Annotated in this window: 16 protein-coding genes; 4 read left to right on the top strand and 12 right to left on the bottom strand. The window is 42.8% G+C overall.

The window, feature by feature from the left end:
* Window positions 1-132 precede the first annotated feature (132 nt).
* The 9 genes from ACTQ53_RS12470 to ACTQ53_RS12430 form a co-directional block, all read right to left on the bottom strand.
* Window positions 133-342 carry a hypothetical protein gene (locus ACTQ53_RS12470; protein ID WP_441933250.1) on the bottom strand — a complete coding sequence of 70 codons (210 nt, stop codon included), beginning with the start codon at window positions 340-342 and terminating at the stop codon, window positions 133-135.
* 2 nt (window positions 343-344) lie between these two features.
* Window positions 345-1,712 carry an N-6 DNA methylase gene (locus ACTQ53_RS12465; protein ID WP_441933248.1) on the bottom strand — a complete coding sequence of 456 codons (1,368 nt, stop codon included), beginning with the start codon at window positions 1,710-1,712 and terminating at the stop codon, window positions 345-347.
* A 115-nt stretch (window positions 1,713-1,827) separates the two neighbouring features.
* Window positions 1,828-2,883: a type I restriction-modification system subunit M gene (locus tag ACTQ53_RS12460; protein ID WP_441933246.1), complete on the bottom strand. Its 1,056-nt coding sequence runs from the start codon at window positions 2,881-2,883 to the stop codon at window positions 1,828-1,830.
* A gap of 551 nt (window positions 2,884-3,434) precedes the next feature.
* Window positions 3,435-3,668 carry a dephospho-CoA kinase gene (locus ACTQ53_RS12455; RefSeq protein ID WP_295024987.1) on the bottom strand — a complete coding sequence of 78 codons (234 nt, stop codon included), beginning with the start codon at window positions 3,666-3,668 and terminating at the stop codon, window positions 3,435-3,437.
* 29 nt (window positions 3,669-3,697) lie between these two features.
* Window positions 3,698-4,039 carry an addiction module toxin RelE gene (locus ACTQ53_RS12450; RefSeq protein ID WP_441933244.1) on the bottom strand — a complete coding sequence of 114 codons (342 nt, stop codon included), beginning with the start codon at window positions 4,037-4,039 and terminating at the stop codon, window positions 3,698-3,700.
* A 1-nt stretch (window position 4,040) separates the two neighbouring features.
* Window positions 4,041-4,322 (bottom strand): hypothetical protein, encoded by a 282-nt coding sequence (locus ACTQ53_RS12445; protein WP_441933242.1) that lies wholly within the window; start codon window positions 4,320-4,322, stop codon window positions 4,041-4,043.
* 134 nt (window positions 4,323-4,456) lie between these two features.
* Entirely contained in the window at window positions 4,457-6,217 is a 1,761-nt protein-coding gene (locus ACTQ53_RS12440; protein WP_441933240.1) for an AAA family ATPase, read from the bottom strand.
* Between the two features lie 88 nt (window positions 6,218-6,305).
* A complete protein-coding gene (locus ACTQ53_RS12435; RefSeq protein WP_441933238.1) occupies window positions 6,306-6,950 on the bottom strand; it encodes an HU family DNA-binding protein in 645 nt (214 codons plus the stop codon).
* Between the two features lie 377 nt (window positions 6,951-7,327).
* Window positions 7,328-8,092, bottom strand: coding sequence for a YaaA family protein (locus ACTQ53_RS12430; RefSeq protein WP_441933236.1), 765 nt, complete (start codon window positions 8,090-8,092; stop codon window positions 7,328-7,330).
* A gap of 282 nt (window positions 8,093-8,374) precedes the next feature.
* On the opposite strand from ACTQ53_RS12430, the gene ACTQ53_RS12425 reads away from it, so the two are divergent.
* Entirely contained in the window at window positions 8,375-8,854 is a 480-nt protein-coding gene (locus ACTQ53_RS12425) for a DUF4186 domain-containing protein (RefSeq protein WP_441933234.1), read from the top strand.
* 34 nt (window positions 8,855-8,888) lie between these two features.
* Here the strand turns inward: ACTQ53_RS12425 and ACTQ53_RS12420 are convergent, their stop codons facing one another.
* Together ACTQ53_RS12420 and ACTQ53_RS12415 are read right to left on the bottom strand one after the other, a co-directional pair.
* Window positions 8,889-9,182, bottom strand: coding sequence for a hypothetical protein (locus ACTQ53_RS12420; protein ID WP_233905206.1), 294 nt, complete (start codon window positions 9,180-9,182; stop codon window positions 8,889-8,891).
* Window positions 9,183-9,197: 15 nt separating this feature from the next.
* The gene (locus ACTQ53_RS12415) at window positions 9,198-9,476 is read right to left on the bottom strand and encodes a hypothetical protein (protein ID WP_441933232.1); all 279 of its coding nucleotides are present in this window, start codon (window positions 9,474-9,476) and stop codon (window positions 9,198-9,200) included.
* Between the two features lie 403 nt (window positions 9,477-9,879).
* On the opposite strand from ACTQ53_RS12415, the gene ACTQ53_RS12410 reads away from it, so the two are divergent.
* The 3 genes from ACTQ53_RS12410 to ACTQ53_RS12400 all read left to right on the top strand — a co-directional run bounded on the left by ACTQ53_RS12410 (window position 9,880) and on the right by ACTQ53_RS12400 (window position 15,597).
* On the top strand, window positions 9,880-12,174 hold the full coding sequence (locus ACTQ53_RS12410) for a glycoside hydrolase family 2 TIM barrel-domain containing protein (protein ID WP_441933230.1): 2,295 nt from the start codon (window positions 9,880-9,882) through the stop codon (window positions 12,172-12,174).
* Between the two features lie 12 nt (window positions 12,175-12,186).
* Window positions 12,187-13,686 (top strand): beta-glycosidase, encoded by a 1,500-nt coding sequence (locus ACTQ53_RS12405; RefSeq protein ID WP_294971013.1) that lies wholly within the window; start codon window positions 12,187-12,189, stop codon window positions 13,684-13,686.
* A 180-nt stretch (window positions 13,687-13,866) separates the two neighbouring features.
* On the top strand, window positions 13,867-15,597 hold the full coding sequence (locus ACTQ53_RS12400; protein WP_441933228.1) for a glycoside hydrolase family 9 protein: 1,731 nt from the start codon (window positions 13,867-13,869) through the stop codon (window positions 15,595-15,597).
* Between the two features lie 254 nt (window positions 15,598-15,851).
* Here ACTQ53_RS12400 and ACTQ53_RS12395 read toward each other — a convergent pair whose 3' ends face one another.
* Window positions 15,852-17,201, bottom strand: coding sequence for an ATP-binding protein (locus ACTQ53_RS12395; RefSeq protein WP_441933226.1), 1,350 nt, complete (start codon window positions 17,199-17,201; stop codon window positions 15,852-15,854).
* Window positions 17,202-17,255 lie beyond the last annotated feature (54 nt).

The raw sequence follows: 17,255 nt of genomic DNA, 5'->3' as shown, positions 1-17,255 counted from the left end.
TACGTTCGGGCTACGCCCTCTCTACAGGGCACACAACTCTATCTGCTTGCAAAGGTAATCATTTTCCATCAGTTTTCCACCTTTCTGTGTCTACTTTTTGAGGGGCAGCACTGATGTATCCATAACTATAACCTAATTATTCTTTATATACAATACAACACCAATAACTCCTACTATCAATAGCAAAAATATTGCTGCACCGTTAGCCGCTTCAATATTTCCAGTATTATGGTATGCAAATAAATTGCCAAAGAATCCTAATACGATATAAAGGACAACAACTATTGCTATAATACCTAATACTATTGCAAAACAACCAGAATTATTATTTTCATTACTCATAGCTAAGACACTTTAATTTGACCTGTAACAACATCGCTTATCAAGCGTTGCTTATATTCTTTGATACACTCAATTTCTTTGTTCAACTTCTCTATCAGAGAATCTATCTTTGCTACTCGCTCGGTAATATATGAGACGATAGCGTGTTGTTCCTCTATTGGTGGACAAATAATAGGAAAAGGATAGAAACGATTAGGGTAAAGCCTCAACCGGCTATCTATTATTCCTCGCGATGCCGTTTTGAAAGCACCCGAATATATGCCCAATCTTAGCAAATAATGATAATACAATTTATCACAATCTGAAACGAAGTCGAAAACACAATAAGCAGGACTTATTATCCCCTCCAGATCCGACACAGCATAACTACCATTCCAAGCAAGCATAATATTCATAACAAACTGACCTGGATATACTTTCTTATAACCTATAGTGCTCTCTGCCTCAAACATACCTGTATTTTTTGCATCTTTTTTATATGATATACCTGTATATTGTGAAAGACTTAGCAGTTCTTCATCTCCCGTTTCTGATTTCTCTGTAACTTCACGAAGTAATGAACGTATAGGTTTGATTTGCCAATGCTCTGGAATTTCTGGCAACCAAGGAATATTAGTTGATTTGAACTTCACGTCAGAATTTATACCACGAGTTACAACACTTTCTATCTCCAATTGCAACTTATAAATATCCGCTCCTATCTCTTTAACATCATCCATAACTTGTTCTAAAGAACGCAAATGAGTTGGAGTATAAAAATACTTAGCAAAAAGTATTTCATAACCTAACGTCGGTTCACCAAATTCGACTTCGGAATCATATGGTTTTACTTCCTTCTCATAATATGCTGAAATTCCTCCAGGATAGAGCAATGGAACCAACTCCATCTCATTGCGATTCTTTGCCATGACAACCTTTCCTTTCTTCATCACGATGTTCCCTTCTTTGTCTCTCTTCGGACGAAGCACAGGAACTTGCCAATAGCCAAACTCCTCATTGCGGAATATCTTGCTTTCAGGTGTTTCTTTGAAATCCATCAAAAGTTGAAGGATACGACGGCGGTCTTCCTTTGTTGTCTCACAATTCTTCTCGCCCAAGTTCTTGTGCAAAGGCGTACTGATATTGCTAGCATCAATCAGTTGGACATAACCACGACGGCGTTCCTCCTTACGATTGGTCACCACCCAAACATAAGTAGAAATACCAGTGTTATAAAAGTCCTTCTCAGGCATGGCGATGATAGCTTCGAGCAAATCATTCTCAATAATGTATCGGCGCAAGTTACTCTCGCCTCCCCCAGCATTGCCAGTAAATAGTGAGCTGCCATTATGCACTTCTACGATACGGGTACCAAGAGGCGTATCCTTCATACGGCTCACATTGTTTGCTAAGAAAAGCATCTGACAATCACCTATGTCTGGAATAAAACTGATTAGTTCAGAAGCTGTTGTCAAGGAGGCATCTGAACTATGGACGAACCGAGGATCAATCAATTACTTCCTTCTTATCTCCCAAGCCCCAGTTTTTTAGGTCTTCCTTCCAAGGTGTGCCGAAAGGAGGATTGGAGATACAGAAGTCGAACTTCTCACCAGCATGACCATCTTGGCTAATTGTTGAACCAAAGGCAATATACTGATGCTCACCCGAATCAAGCTTATACGTAAACTTGTTGATATTGCCCGAAATCATCAAGTCCGCCTTACAGGTAGCATAGGTATCAGCTTGCAATTCTTGACCGAAAATACTTGTCTTCACCTGCTTTCCTTGCTCTTTGGCGATACGCTCTATCTCTTCTTGAGCAATAGTAAGAATACCACCTGTACCACAAGCACCATCATAAATATGATAAGTGTTATTGGCCAACTTATCCTTAATAGGCACGACAGCAAGGTCTGCCAACAGGCGAACGTAGTCGCGAGGCGTAAAATGTTCACCAGCTTCTGTCACATTGTTTTCCTCATTGAATTTACGAAGCAACTCCTCAAAGATAGTTCCCATCGTATGGTTGTCAAGTCCAGGCAAGCGTTCCACCATAACAGCATTTCCATTCTCATCGGTTGTCTCTTCCATCACTGGATTGACAGAAAGGTTGATGTTTCCGTCGGTGAACTTCTCTAAAAGCGACCCCAAACGACCAACTTCCGTCAAGTTATCTACTTGCTGACGGAGTTTGAACTTGTCGATAATATCTTGCACATCTTCCGAGAAGCCATTGAAATACTCGATGACATTCATCTTGAGTCGCTGAGGATCTATCTCATTCTTCAATGTACTCATAGTAAAGGCAGATGTATTATAAAAAAGATAGCCCGTCACCTTAGTCAGGAAAGGCTCATATTCCGCCAAGCCGTTCTTATCGCAAAAGGCTTTCTTATCCAAGACCTGTTGCTTAGTAGGTTCCAACAACACGTCGATACGTCGAAGCACCATAAAAGGGAGGATGATTTTCTTGTAGTCACCCTTTTCAAAGGCATGTACAAGCACATCATTCGCTATGTTCCAAATGAAGGAAAAGAGGCTGTTATACTGTTTAGTTTCCATTGGTTCATTTCTTCTCTTCTTGCCAACTCCCTAAACAAGAACTTTTCTTTTCTACCATGAAGCTATATCTACAAGAAACGGCGTAGGAGTTCTATCACTTGCCTTATCTTGCTTGTTGTAGGTCCTAGGAAAACCTGTATCGCCAAGAGTGCTTTGTGATAGAGCCTACGCCGCCATAGTATATATAGTATAGCACCAAGCACACCCCTCCTTACGAAAGGGCGCACTTCGTGCTGCATATATACGAATATGCATAGGCGCTCACATCTGCCTCCTTCTAAGCGATTCTTGAAATTTCCTAGGTTCCAACAAACCAGAAGAAAACGAGTAAACGTCTTTCTCATAAAATAGTACCAATCCCCAGACTTTTCAGCCAGCATCCCTTTGCCAGCCATCTCGGAAATGACGCTACAAAATTAACGAAAAGAATTGGAAATGCCAAAGAAAAGAACGACTTTCTTCGCTTTAAGACACAAAAAAGCTTTCAGCATCAAAAATACTGAAAGGCAATCCTCGTTATGAAATACAATAAAGTTCCACAATCACACAATCTACAAATTCCTTAATCCTCGATAAGGAGTTCTTTCATGCAATGTCTCAAAGCTCTTCAGCTTTTCTTCTGTCATTTCCCCACGCTCCCACATTGCATCTAATTCTTCCTGTCCCTTCTTGGCAAAGAAATCAGAGATAACCTGCTTCAATTCTGCCAATGCTTCTGGGCTTTTTACCCATTGCATCATATCTAAAAGTTCAAGCTGTGCTTGATTAAAAACAGTTGCTGCCATATTCTTTTTCCAGATTCTTATTCTGCGTATTATCCATTTTTACGTTTATCAAGCAAAAAACTGATAAACTCATCAGAGATATTAGAGATTTCTCCTTTATCATAGATTGTCAACAAATCAATGATAATGGAATCTCCTTCCTGGTAAAGATTATAAGTGATGACCCTTGCACCACCACTCTTACCTTTACCCTTACTAGCTATTGCCATTCTTACCTTTCTGACACCTTTGCCAAGACTAGTACCTTGAAAAGGATCCTGTTCTAAGCCTGTAAGAAAAGCATCGTAATCATCAAGCATTGAACGATATTTCTTGGAAAGCTTTCTAAGTTGTCGCTCAAATTCTTTTTCCGTATAAATCTTAACATTCATACTACGCCTCCTCTTCTCGAAGTCTTCTCAACAATTCACGAGCATCCATCGGCTTAGTCCCATTCTTCTTATGAGCTTCCATTTCATCAAGAGCACGGTTGAGGCTTTCTGCCACATAGGCTTCCTGCTCTGCCTGGCTCATATATCTTTCCTGGTAACTATTTCCAGACTTGGAGATAGAACTGGCTAATTTTTCTGCATAGTCTTTGAGCTTGGCGACAAATTCGTCAAGCGTATATTGACCTGTAGAAGGTACTTGAAACTGAATATTAATCGTTTCCATCTTATTCCTTTCTTTTAAATTAACGCCACAAAATTAACGAAAAGAATTGGTAATGCCAAAGAAAAGGACGACTTTCTTCACTTTAAGACACAAAAACGCCATTCAGCATCAGATTTTAAATGCAGCAAAACACATTATTCTATCTCCTCACACACCACCATATCCACGCTCCTGAATATCACAACTATCTTGTGAAGGCGGGTGGTCTTTACCTCAGTCTTCACCACATCACTATCTGCATAGCGATTAACCTGAGCGATAGCTGCCTCTCTCAGCTTCGCCACCTGCTCATCGGTGGCATCCGCCTTGCAGTATTTCAACTCCACAATATATGAATGCTCCATATCCGGATAATTCTCCAGGAGCGGACGCAGGAAGATGTCGGCATAACCAGCCTGGTTGTCCAGTTCAGAGATAGGACGATAGAACATATTCTGACAGGTCATCGCCAAGGTAAAGCCATGCACATACGACTCACCCTTCTGCCGGTCACGCTGAGAAGAATAGCGCTTGATGGCATCGGCTATAAAGCCGAAATAGGATTTATAATCACCATCATAAGCAAAGCCACTCTCCAAATCACTCTTCTGATAGGTATCGTAAGCCAGTTCGTTCTCCTTATAGGTGCTCAGCAAATAAGCATAGATCTGCTCTCTAACCACCTCGTTTGGAATCACAAACTTGGTCTTGCCACGATAGGTTCCATCAATGGTCAACATGCCAAAGTAAAAGAGCAAACTGACGAAATTGTCCGGATCGTTGATGCTCTCGGCAGGAAATCCCCTTTTCAAGTTTCCCGTAACAAATCCATCCGTAACCAGATGCTGGATGATGCTGGCATCATGAGCAAACTCCTTGTCGTGGCGGATGAGCATACGAAGCTTGTTATAATCTACACGGATGTTATCCTCTATCATATATTTCGGGATTCTACATCTGCTACTAATATACTGGTCTATGAAATACAGCACCATCACTGAGTTATACATCGTTGTTTCTCCATAAACCTCCTCAGCAAAGCAGTAGTTATCATACCATGGCTTCATCACCTGGATAAGTTCATCCACGGAATGACGGAAAGGACAAACCGAAGAATAGTAGGTCAACATCTCACGCACTTCTTCCTCCGTAAATCCCGTCATCTCGTTAAACTCGGCGCTCAAGGAATAGTTGGTGCCGATGTTGAAACCACTGGTCAAATCATCCATCGTCACAGGACTGACACCTGTTACGAAAACACGCTTCAGGGATGTACTTGTAGCCGCCTTTACCGCATCGAAGAAGAGACGCAGATAGCCTTCGCCATGCGTCTGCTTGCGATAACCGGTCATATATTGCGGCTCAGCAAGAATCTTATTGGTAAAATGATCGTACTCATCTATGAAGAGATAGATTTGCTGACCAACTTTATCACACTCCTGACAGATATATTGCAATTGGTCGATACACCCTTCCTGCTTATTCATTTCCTCCTTGATATTTTCTGGAAGATACTGCTGATAAACATCACAGAAAAAATTATAAGACATGTTACAGGTAGCATCCAAACCATCCTTATAATCGTCGATACCAGCTGCAACTACAGAGAAATTCAGATTCAGCACCAAATAGGAATTACGCTCAGGGGTTGGATTCTTACCTATGTAAAGGTCACCAAAGAGCTGTTCAAACTTATCCTTCTTGTTCACATCATAGTAATTCTGGAGCATAGAAAGGGTAAGGCTCTTGCCGAAACGGCGAGGGCGAATATAAAAGAAAAACTTATTTGCTGCCTCCATTTCTTCTATGAACGGAGTCTTATCCACATAATAGCAATCATCCTTTCTAACATCCTCAAAATTCATCATGCCATAAGGGATGCGCTTGCGATATACGCGTTTCTTCTTCTGTTCCATATCTACTACTTTTTAGACTTTTTCTTTCTTTGTGCAAAACTACAATAATATTTCCTAACTACCAAAGAAAATGATGAGAAATCATACTTTATCTTATTTTTTTTCTCCTCACCCAAACCTTATGGCTGTGCCGACCCACAGAGCGGATAGGAACAGTCTCGTCATGGTCTATCTCCTTCAGCTCCAATGAGGCGGCTGTGCGGCTCAAGTTGTTGATGTAGGCATAGTCGGTAAGCCCGATGAAGCCTTTCTCATCGATGACATCCAGGGCTCGGGCGATACGCTCCTCTCGGGTATATTTCTTTTTCAATATCAGTTTTACGCCACCCATATCCCGCTCCAGATCACGGTCGGCTGCCAGCTTCACAGACTTGATGAAATCGGGAGATGCCTTGAAGTTCACATCTCTTACGCCTACCTTGCGATGGGTCATCTTGTCGTCATCGCCCTGCATCTCCGTAGGCTTGTCATCCTCGAAGCCCAAGGATAGAGAGAAGGTACCGAGGCCCTCCAGATTCACATTATAGCCCATGGAGAGCATCTCAACCAGCATATCTTCCACATCCATCAGCACTGCCTCCGTGGTGCTTGCCGAAATACCACGATGATAACCCTGCATCCTTTCGATGAATTCCTTGCGAGATAGAGTGCGGTTGACTACCATCTTGGGATAAACCTTACGCTTGCCGGTATGATGAACATCCGACATCTCCTGCAACTTGTACTTTGCCATATCGATTCCTTTCCTTATTAAGTTCTACATCATCATTTATAAAGAGAGACCGTAATCCTGGAAGAGATGGTTTGCATCCTTAAATGCATTCACCTATACTCTTAAGGATAATAGTCTTTATTATTAGAAGAAATCCATGTTCAGCAGTGTTGAATCTATGTTCAGCAGTGTTGAACTTAAGTTCAGCAGTGTTGAATATAAGTTCGGCACTGCTGAACATAACTTTCTCCACGGCAAAAATACAATTTTACCTAGAGATAAACAAGAATTTTTCAGGATTTAAACTAAATTAAACAAGGGAGCGGACTAAAGCATTGCCTAGTCCGCTCCCTTGTCTTCCAAGATATCATCTTTGATGTAGGAAAAGTAAAAAAGTACTATTTTGTTATATTACGAACGAAATGCGGAAAAGCCACTTCTCCTAATTCTGGTGTGTATTCAAAACCTTCGTAACTGAAGGCTGCCAATTCTTCTGGAGTAGCAAGTTGGTTGCTTAGAATGTATCTCACCATAGCTCCACGGCAGGATTTGGCCCACACAGCCTGCATTTTCAGCCTACCATCCTTCTGGCGAACATAAAAGAGGGGCTGGATGACTTTCACTTCCCTGCAAATTCTCTTCCAATCAAACAGATGTTCATATTCTGCCGTAGAGAGATGGATAAGTATGCCATCGTCAGCTTTCACACTGTGGATAAGAACATCGGTCAGTTTATCTTTCCAAAATTGATTGACCGGCTTGTCGTTTGTAGCTTCAAGCGTCACGCAATGCTCCATACGATAAGGCACGATGCCATCCATCGGCCGAAGCAATCCATAGAGAAAGCAGGTAATCCAGAGATGTTTCTGGGCATACTGCAGGGATTCTTCTCCCAAAGTGTTGGCACGTAGATGCTTATACGCCTGTCCATTGTAGGAAAGTATGGCAGGTATCTTCTCTGCAGCCATAAAATTACGATAGCGTTTCCAGTTTTCCAAAGCTATCTTGTGGCTGCAATCAAGTTGCCTAGCCAATTCCTCTACGTCCAACTTAGCCATTTCTGCAGCCAACATTTCTGCCACAGACTGGAAAAGTGGCTTTGAAACAGCTGCCCTATCAGCCTTATCAAACATGATTTTGGCATTTGCCAATAATATCTGCATAATACATTTATTTTAAAGGGTAACTCTTAATGATAGTTTTGCAGGCAAAGTTAATGAAAATATGACAAAACTCAAAGAAAAGTTCAATAAAAGTATAATATATTATAAATAAGAATGCCATATTGTACTTTATCTTGCGAAATCTGAGAATATTTATTATTTTTGCAAGAAGTTTAATCGTATTTGATAGAATGCAGCAAATAAACATCCAACATTACAACTCGCCCTGTGGAGAGTTAATTCTGGCTACAAGGATGAAACAGATATAGGAGATAAATAGATATGAAAAAAGATTCAAGGGCAAACCATGCCAGATATGTAGAACTCAATTTATTTCCAGAGGAGAAAGAGAATTATCAGAAAGATACTGTCTCTTCAGAAAACGAGGAAAACCATACCTCTACAGACAAAGAGTATGACTTGACAGGTCTGTTTGAAAGACTTTCCAAATCAGCATTCCGCAGCCGTTTTCACCTTTCGAAGAGGGATAAGGAATATATTGCAGAAAAGGGCTTGGAAACCATCCGTAAACATACAGAGGATTTCGTTGCCAAACGCCTTGCTCCTGCCGTGATTCCCAATGACGGCAAGCAGACGCCGATGAGAGGGCATCCTGTATTTATAGCTCAGCATGCTACAGGCTGCTGCTGCCGTGGATGTTTCTTCAAATGGCATCATATACCTGCCGGAAGACAGCTGACAAGAGAAGAACAGCAATATGCAGTAGCGGTATTGATGGCATGGATTGAAAAACAGGTTTAGAAAAGAATTTCCTTTTTCCTGCAAAGGCTAGTTTTTATGTCCAAAATTCTTCTTCACCCGTGGGGTGCATCTTTCCTCCGCATTTGGGACAGGTGTGCATATCCCACCTGTGAATTCTGTCCGATCCGCATCTCAGACACAGTCTTCCCACAAGAGAGTTGAAGCTAGGTGCAGCATCACCTATCACTCCACCCACCACTAGAGGTACTATGTTCCTGCAGTCTGGACAAGACATGGCTTCAATGTGCTGCCCCATGAAACCACGTCCCTCATATATTTCGGTCTCGTACCCACATTCCTGGCATCTGAATATCTTCTTTTTTGACATAAATAATCTTCTTTTTTACCAATTCAAAAAACAACTTGCATTGGAGTATTTTCCGATTGTCTCAGCATCCTTGATGGGGTCAAGCTGACGTACATGCTTGTTTCTCTTGCTGATATCTATAGTTTTACCTTCCTTGTCATGGCTGTTGAATTCCAGGAGATTTGCCGTAGATGCCGACTCATCTATGGGGCCAAAGCCTTCAGAAGGCAATGAGTCATAAAAACTGACTGGAGTTTGTGCCATCAGGTTCATACATGTGATGATACCTATCATTGAAATAAAGAATCGTTTCATATCAATAGCCTTTAATGTTGTTTTTGAGTGCAATATTACGAAAAAAAATCGAAATAACGTATTTTTTTGATGGAAAAATGTTCGACCTGTACGGTTGAATAATTTTCTTTCTGCTTATTTCCATAACGCAATAATACTTAAACAAGATACACGACCATCACAAAAACAAGAAAAAGTAATACTGTAGGGCAAAAATCTTCAGAAAAGAGATACGATTCCACCAAAAATTACTACCTTTGCAATCAATAAACAACAAAACAAATCTTAGCAAAGGACCACCGATGGCATCAGTAGCCTTAAACTACATCATCTGGATTCAGTCTATTGTTTCATTTTCAAACGAAGCGGGCAGTTACTATCATGCAGCCACTCTTCATTTACTAAATTAAAATTCAAAAAAGATATGAAACGTTTAATCATTACACTTGGGGTAGTCGCCTGCATAACTACTCCAACGTGTGGACAAAGTAAGGTGCAGAACTTTGATTTTGGCTGGAAATTCATAGAGCAGGATGTGAAGGAAGCACAACTTCCCTCTTGTAATGACGGCAAGTGGACAAGAGTAAACCTTCCCCATGACTGGGATATCTATCATAGCCCCAAGGCTGATGCACCTACTGCGAATGGAGGTGGATACTACCCAGGCGGTATCGGCTGGTATAGAAAGCAGGTGAGGGATACAGACCTGAAAACTGGCAAAGGCGAGAGCCTCTGGCTCCACTTCGAAGGAATCTACCAGAACAGCCAGGTTTTCGTGAATGGCATCCAAGTTGGCACTCACTTCTATGGCTACACACCTTTCAAGGTCAAGATCTCTCCTTATATCAAAAAAGGTATCAATACCATCGCTGTTCGTGTGGATAATTCCAAGCAACCCAACTGCCGATGGTATAGTGGATCGGGAATCTATAGACATGTATGGCTGGAAAAATACCATGAGAATAAAATGGATGCCCCTCAGCAGCTATTCATCCAAACAGAAAAGATCTATGGTATGTCTAAAGATGGCACACATGCCGACTCTGCAGCAATCCGCATTACCTATCAGGATAAGCTCAATGAGAGACGAGTGCTAAAGAATGTGGAACTATGGTCTCCTGCACATCCCAAGCTCTATGATATTCAAGTGGGAGAACTGAACGTCAAGCATGGCATCCGTACCTTCAGATATGATGCCCAAAGAGGGTTCCTGCTAAATGACCAGCCTACCCTTATCAATGGAGCTTGTGTCCACCATGACAATGGAGTGATTGGCGCCATGGCATTCGACGCTGCAGAAATCCGCAAGGTAAGATTGATGAAAGAAGCAGGATTCAATCTGATCCGTACTTCCCACAACCCACAGACACGAGCCATGCTCGATGCTTGCGACAGCCTGGGTATGATGGTCATAGATGAAGCCTATGACGGCTGGTATACAGAGAAGACCAAATATGACTATCATCTTGCCATAGACTCCTGCTACCAGGAAGATCTCAAAGCCATGGTACTCCGCGACCGTAACCATCCATGCATCATTTCCTACAGCATCGGCAACGAGGTAATAGAACGCAAGGAAATCAAGGTGATTCAAACCGCCCAGAAATTCAAGAAGGTCATCACATCTCTCGATAACACCCGTCCAGTAACGGAGGCTCTCTGCTCCTGGGATCATGATTGGGAGATTTTCGACCCTCATGCAGCGGTTCTGGATATAGTGGGCTACAATTATATGATGCACAAAGCAGAAAGTGACCACGAGCGATGCCCTGAAAGAGTGATGTGGCAGACAGAAAGTTATCCAAGAGATGCCTTTGCCAACTGGAAGCATACCGTGGAGCGCCCTTACATCATCGGAGATATGGTCTGGACAGGATTGGATTATCTGGGAGAATCAGCCATCGGACAGTTCCATTATGAAGGCGAATCCAGAAAAGAGCATTATCAGGAAAATCACTACCCTTATCATGGAGCCTATTGCGGTGATGTTGACCTCACTGGATGGAGAAAGCCTATCTCCCACTATCGCAGCATGCTCTGGAATCTAAAAGATGGTTCACCAGATATCTATCTTGCTGTAAAGGAGCCTGACTTCTACTACAAAGGGCATATCTCAGAAACCCAATGGTCGGTATGGCCTACCTGGGAATCCTGGAACTGGCAGGGATGGGAAGGCAGGAATATCGATGTGGAAATCTACTCCAAGTCTCCAAGAGTCCGCCTGTATCTGAACGATCAGCTTGTTGCAGAGAAGCAAGTTGGCATAGATACCGAGTATAAGGCAGTCATCACACTGCCCTATCAACCAGGCGTTCTGAAAGCCGTATCTCTCGATGCCAATAGACAGGAAGTGAAGGAAAGCATCCTCCAGACAAGCGGAGAACTAGCTTCCATCAAGCTCACGGCTGATAGAAAGCATATTCTAGCTAGCGGCGAGGACCTTGCATATATCACCCTGGAGGTAATAGACAAGAACGGCAACATAGTACCTGATGCCAACATACCATTAAACGTGGATGTCAAGGGAAGGGCAACGCTTCTTGCTGCTGCATCGGCAAATCTCAAGGATCTTGAGCCAAAGACTTCTTCCAAGGTAACAACCTATAAGGGTAGAGCCATCGTAGTAATTAGAAGTGGGAACAAACCAGGAAAAGCAACCGTCACCGTCTCTTCTTCAAAATTTGACAAGACAATCAGTGAAACAATTTTTGTACGTTAATTAATAGCAACTATGCAAAAGATTATCTTAACATCTGTCATGTTGATGACATGCGCATGTATGAGCGCCCAGAAAGTAACATCGTATTCAACAACCCAGGAGCAGTCTTGGAAAAAATCCCAGACTGCCCTGGCAGGCAAAGCCACAGGAAAGGTTGTTGCCGAGGTAAATGAACAGAGCAAGGGAACCCGATTCGTAGCTTTCGGTACAACATTCAATGAATTGGACTGGGATGCATTCAATATGCTTACCAGAAAGGAACAGGATGAGGTGATGTATAACCTGTATTCTCCAGAAGGAGACCTCAAGTTTACCAACGGCAGAGTTTCCATGAATGCCAACGACTATGCCCGTGCCTGGTATAGCTGTGACGATGTGGATGGAGATTTCGCCCTCAAGTACTTCAATATAGAACACGACAAGCGCAACATCATTCCTCTGGCTCGTGCGGCCCAGAAGTATCAGCCCAATCTGCAACTCTTCATGTCGCCATGGAGCCCACCTGTATGGATGAAGATCAACCACGATTATCCAGTTTCCCCAAGCCAATATAACAAAATGGATCCCCGTCAGAGCTATCTGCTCTATATGGACGATGGCAGGCAGGTGGATGCTGATGAGATGAAACTCCTTGGCGACCGTAATGGAGTGTTCCCACGCCGCCTTGCCACTCAGGACTTTTTCATTCAGGACCCTCGTTATCTGCAGTGCTACGCAGATATGTTCTGCAAATTCATCGAGCTGTATAAGGAGGAAGGTTTGCCTATCACCAAGGTAATGTACCAGAACGAAGCCTACTCCTATACTCCATACCCGGGATGTGCGTGGACTGCAGAAGGAACCCTGAAATTCAACAATGAATATCTCGCTCCTACCCTTGCCAAGAAGCATCCAGAGGTGGATTTATGGATAGGAACCTTCAACACCAACCGACTCGACTATGTGGAGAAGATTCTGGACGACAAGACTCTCCAGGCTAACATAAAGGGAATCGGAACCCAATGGGAATGCAGAAACAATCTTCCGGAAATGCGCAAGCGCTATCCTAACCATCGCTTCATGGTGAGCGAGAGTGAATGCGGAAACGGCTCCATGGACTGGAAGGCTGGAGAGCATACCTTCTTCCTCTTGGCGGATAATCTGGGAAACGGCTGTGATGAGTATTATAACTGGAACTTCATCCTGAAGGACAACGGCATCTCGCCATGGGGCTGGACCCAGAATGCCTTAATCCAGGTAGATGGTAAAACCCGCAAAATGCGATATACGGCAGAGTATTATGCATATAAGCACTTCAGCCATTTCGTACAGAAGGGCACCCAGATGCTGGCGTATGCAGGCCGTGAATACAGCAAGACCCCTGTCGTGGTGTTCAAGGATAAAAAGGGTCAGTATATAGTGACAGTGGGCAACTTTACAGATTCAGATGCAGCTCTGACTGTTAAGGCAGGCAAGAAGTTCCTGAACGTAAAGGCTACACCTCATTCTTTCAATACCTATATCTGGAAATGATAATATGGGACGGAACGAGACCTAAAACGTTCCGTCCCATAGAAACAAAAAGGCTCAACAAAGAATAACCCATACTAAAAGCAAAAATAATCCAGAAAACAGAAACAATTTCCAACTAAAATAACTATCTTTGCAGACAATAAGCATAAAACAACAATAACACTTTAAAAACAAGGCAAAATGAGAAAAGTAATCTTAACCACCATGGCGCTGCTGACAGCAGTAACGATGCCAGCTTCTTCAGAGAAGAATCCCATCAAGGTTAACCAGGTTGGCTATTTGATCCATGAAAGCAAGATAGCAACCATTGAGCCGGAGGCAAAGACCAAAAGCTTCCTAATCAGAGACCAAGAGGGTAAAACCGTCTGGCGCACAAAACATGCAACCACCAAGAAATCCCCATTCTCCAGCAAGATCCGCCAGGAGATAGACTTCTCCTCTATCACCAAGCCTGGCAGATATACCCTGGTAGCAGGAAGACATCAACAAAGCTTCATCATTTCCAGCGATCCCTATACGGAAGCCTTGAAAGCATCCATCAAAGGCTATTACTATCAGCGTTCTGGGGAGAGCTTGGAAAGAAAGTATGCTGGCGAGTACGCACGCCCGGCAGCTCACCTGGACTCTCATGTCATGGTGCATCCTTCGGCTGCAACCCCTAAAAGACCTGCGGGAACCATCATATCCTCTCCCAAGGGATGGTACGATGCGGGCGACTATAACAAGTATATCGTCAATTCTGGATTTACCCTCGGACTGATTCTGCAGTCCTACCAGCCCCATCAGGATAGATTCAATTCTCTCAATCTTCTAATTCCGGAATCCGACAATAAGATACCGGATATCCTGGATGAGATGATGTATAATCTGGAGTGGATGCTCACCATGCAGGATCCAACCGATGGAGGAGTATATCATAAACTCACCACCCCTAACTTTGAGGGATTCGTGATGCCAGAGGACTGCAAGCAGCAACGTTATGTGGTACAGAAAACCACCACCGCTGCTCTCGACTTTGCTGCCACCATGGCACTGGCTGCCAGAATCTACCAAAGATTCCCTGAGTTCCAAAGCTTCTGCCAACAAGCCATAGAATCAGCAGAAAAAGCATACGCATGGGCTGTTAAACACCCCACTGTCTATTACGACCAGGATGGAAACAACAAGAAATTCTCGCCAGCCATCCAAACGGGTGGTTATGGTGACAACCACACAGAAGACGAGTTCTTCTGGGCTGCTACAGAACTATACCTCACAACCTCTGAAACATCCTACCTGGAACAGGCAAAACAGTTTGTTCCGGATGAATTCAGCATTCCATCCTGGGGTAACGTGGCAGGCCTGGGCATCTTCCAATGGGTAAACCAGGAACTCCTTGGCACCCCAGATGCCGGCAAGCTCCCTATGAAAGAGATCAAAGAATCTCTTAAGAAAAAATGTGATGAGGATATCCAAGAACTGGCTACCTCTTCATTCCATAGTATCTTCGGCAACAATGCCCAAGACTTCCATTGGGGAAGCAACTCTGAAAGCTGCCTGGGAAGAGGCATTGCCCAAATGTACGAGTATGCCCTGACAAAGGACAACAAATATAGGCAAGCCGCCCTTTCCACCTTAGACTATTTCTTTGGACGTAACGCCACAGGCTATTGCTACCTGACAGGCTTCGGCACCCAGAGGGTCATGAATATCCACCACCGTATCTCTGCAGCCGACAATATCAAGGAACCAGTACCTGGTCTTGTGGCTGGAGGAGCCAACAAGGGACGGGAAGATGCAGAATTCGTACCAGCCTATGCTTCCAATATTCCAGATGAATCCTACCAGGATAACGTCGGCAGCTATGCCTCAAACGAAATTGCCATCAACTGGAACGCCTATCTGGTGTCCCTGCTTGGATGGATAAACTAACAGCACATTGGAGATTATCCGTATAAAATGCCCTTCCACCAATGCGAGTAATACCATTGTGAATAACAATACTCTTAAAAGAACTACAACATGCAAAAGCGTAAGCCTAAGTAAAATCAGGTTTACGCTTTTAGTTTGTTGTCACCTTCCCCATCTACATCATCCCTACTCATCCATTCTTCAGTTGTTTCTTTCGTACCAATTCTCACAATCAAAAGGTACTCAAAAATTTAAAGGTTAGTTAAACCAACTCCTTAAACCAGTCCGCTTAAATCAAGGGTGTATTGGGTAGGAAGTTTCTGTTCATTCTTGATAAACATCAGCATATAAATAGGGAGATAAGTGATTTTTTCCACCTTCTTCACATTATCGTTACACAACACATAGGCTTTTGAAACCTGATAGGTTGTAGAGTTCATCACATTCGTAAGCGCTTTGTGACGCTCATAATCCTTGCCCGATTTAACCTCTAAAGGCAACATCTCACCATTTTGCTCTATCACAAAATCCAGTTCACCCTGCCGCTTGTTGTTATAATAATACAACTGGAAGCCATGCGCCTGGAGTTCTTGTGACACCGCATTCTCATATATCGAACCAAAGTTGATGGACGGTTCGTTATCCAAAATCTTCAGCTGGATGCCATCTGCATAAAGACTTGCCAAAAGACCAATATCTGCCATAAACAGCTTGAATAAGTTTCGGCTGCTTGACAAAATCAAAGGCACAGTAGGCTCCTCAACATTATATACCGGCAGAGCGACACCAGCATCCTTCAACCACAAGAAACTGTTCTGATAACGTGAAAACTTGATGTTTTCATTCAGGTTCTTCAATATGAAACGCTTGTTCTTGGCATCAAGCTCAGCAGGAATCCTGTCAAAGATTTCTTGAATATACAATTTATGGTCAGGGTCATATTTCGCTATATCCTGCTTATAAAGACGTATGATAGCCTGCTGCTCTGCCATTACATTTTGCAGATTATTGGTAGCCAGATATTTATCAACAGCTGCAGGCATTCCACCTACAATAAGATAAAGGCGGAATACCTCCATCATCTTTTCATGGATGAATTCATCTACAGGCGTCCCTTCTGTAAAATGTTTCCTCAAAACATCTATAATTCTATCGTTGATACCAACGGCAGTTGCAAACTCCTCAAAATCAAGCGGATACATATCTTTCACATCCATATATCCCACTGGAGCTGAACGGAGATTCTTAATTTCCACACCCAATAAGCTACCACTTAAAATATAGCGATAACTCCCCTCCTCTACCAAAAACTTGATGGCAGTTACAATTTCCGGGCATTCCTGCACTTCATCAAAAAACACAAGAGTATTACCCTTTATTAAATCCTGGCTGGTCACTGTGGAGAGACGCAACAAGATGTCTTGACAGTTCTTCGCCTTGCTGAAGACCTTTACCAAACCCGGATTTTCAATGAAATTGATTTCAACGAATCTTTCAAAATGTTCATGACCGAAACGACGGATAGAATATGTTTTCCCTATCTGTCTTGCTCCTGTCAACATCAACGCTTTCTTATGGGTATCGAAAAAGTCAGCTAAATATCTGTCTATCTTACGCTTAATCATTTTTTGTCCTCTTTTCTAATATTAAACGGATGCATTTTGTCCGTTTTTCCAAGG

The sequence above is a fragment of the Prevotella sp. Sow4_E9_plate genome (genome assembly GCF_052116205.1).
Lineage (GTDB): Bacteria > Bacteroidota > Bacteroidia > Bacteroidales > Bacteroidaceae > Prevotella.
Note: the sequence above shows the minus strand (reverse complement) of the source record. Positions and strands in the feature narration are given on the sequence as shown.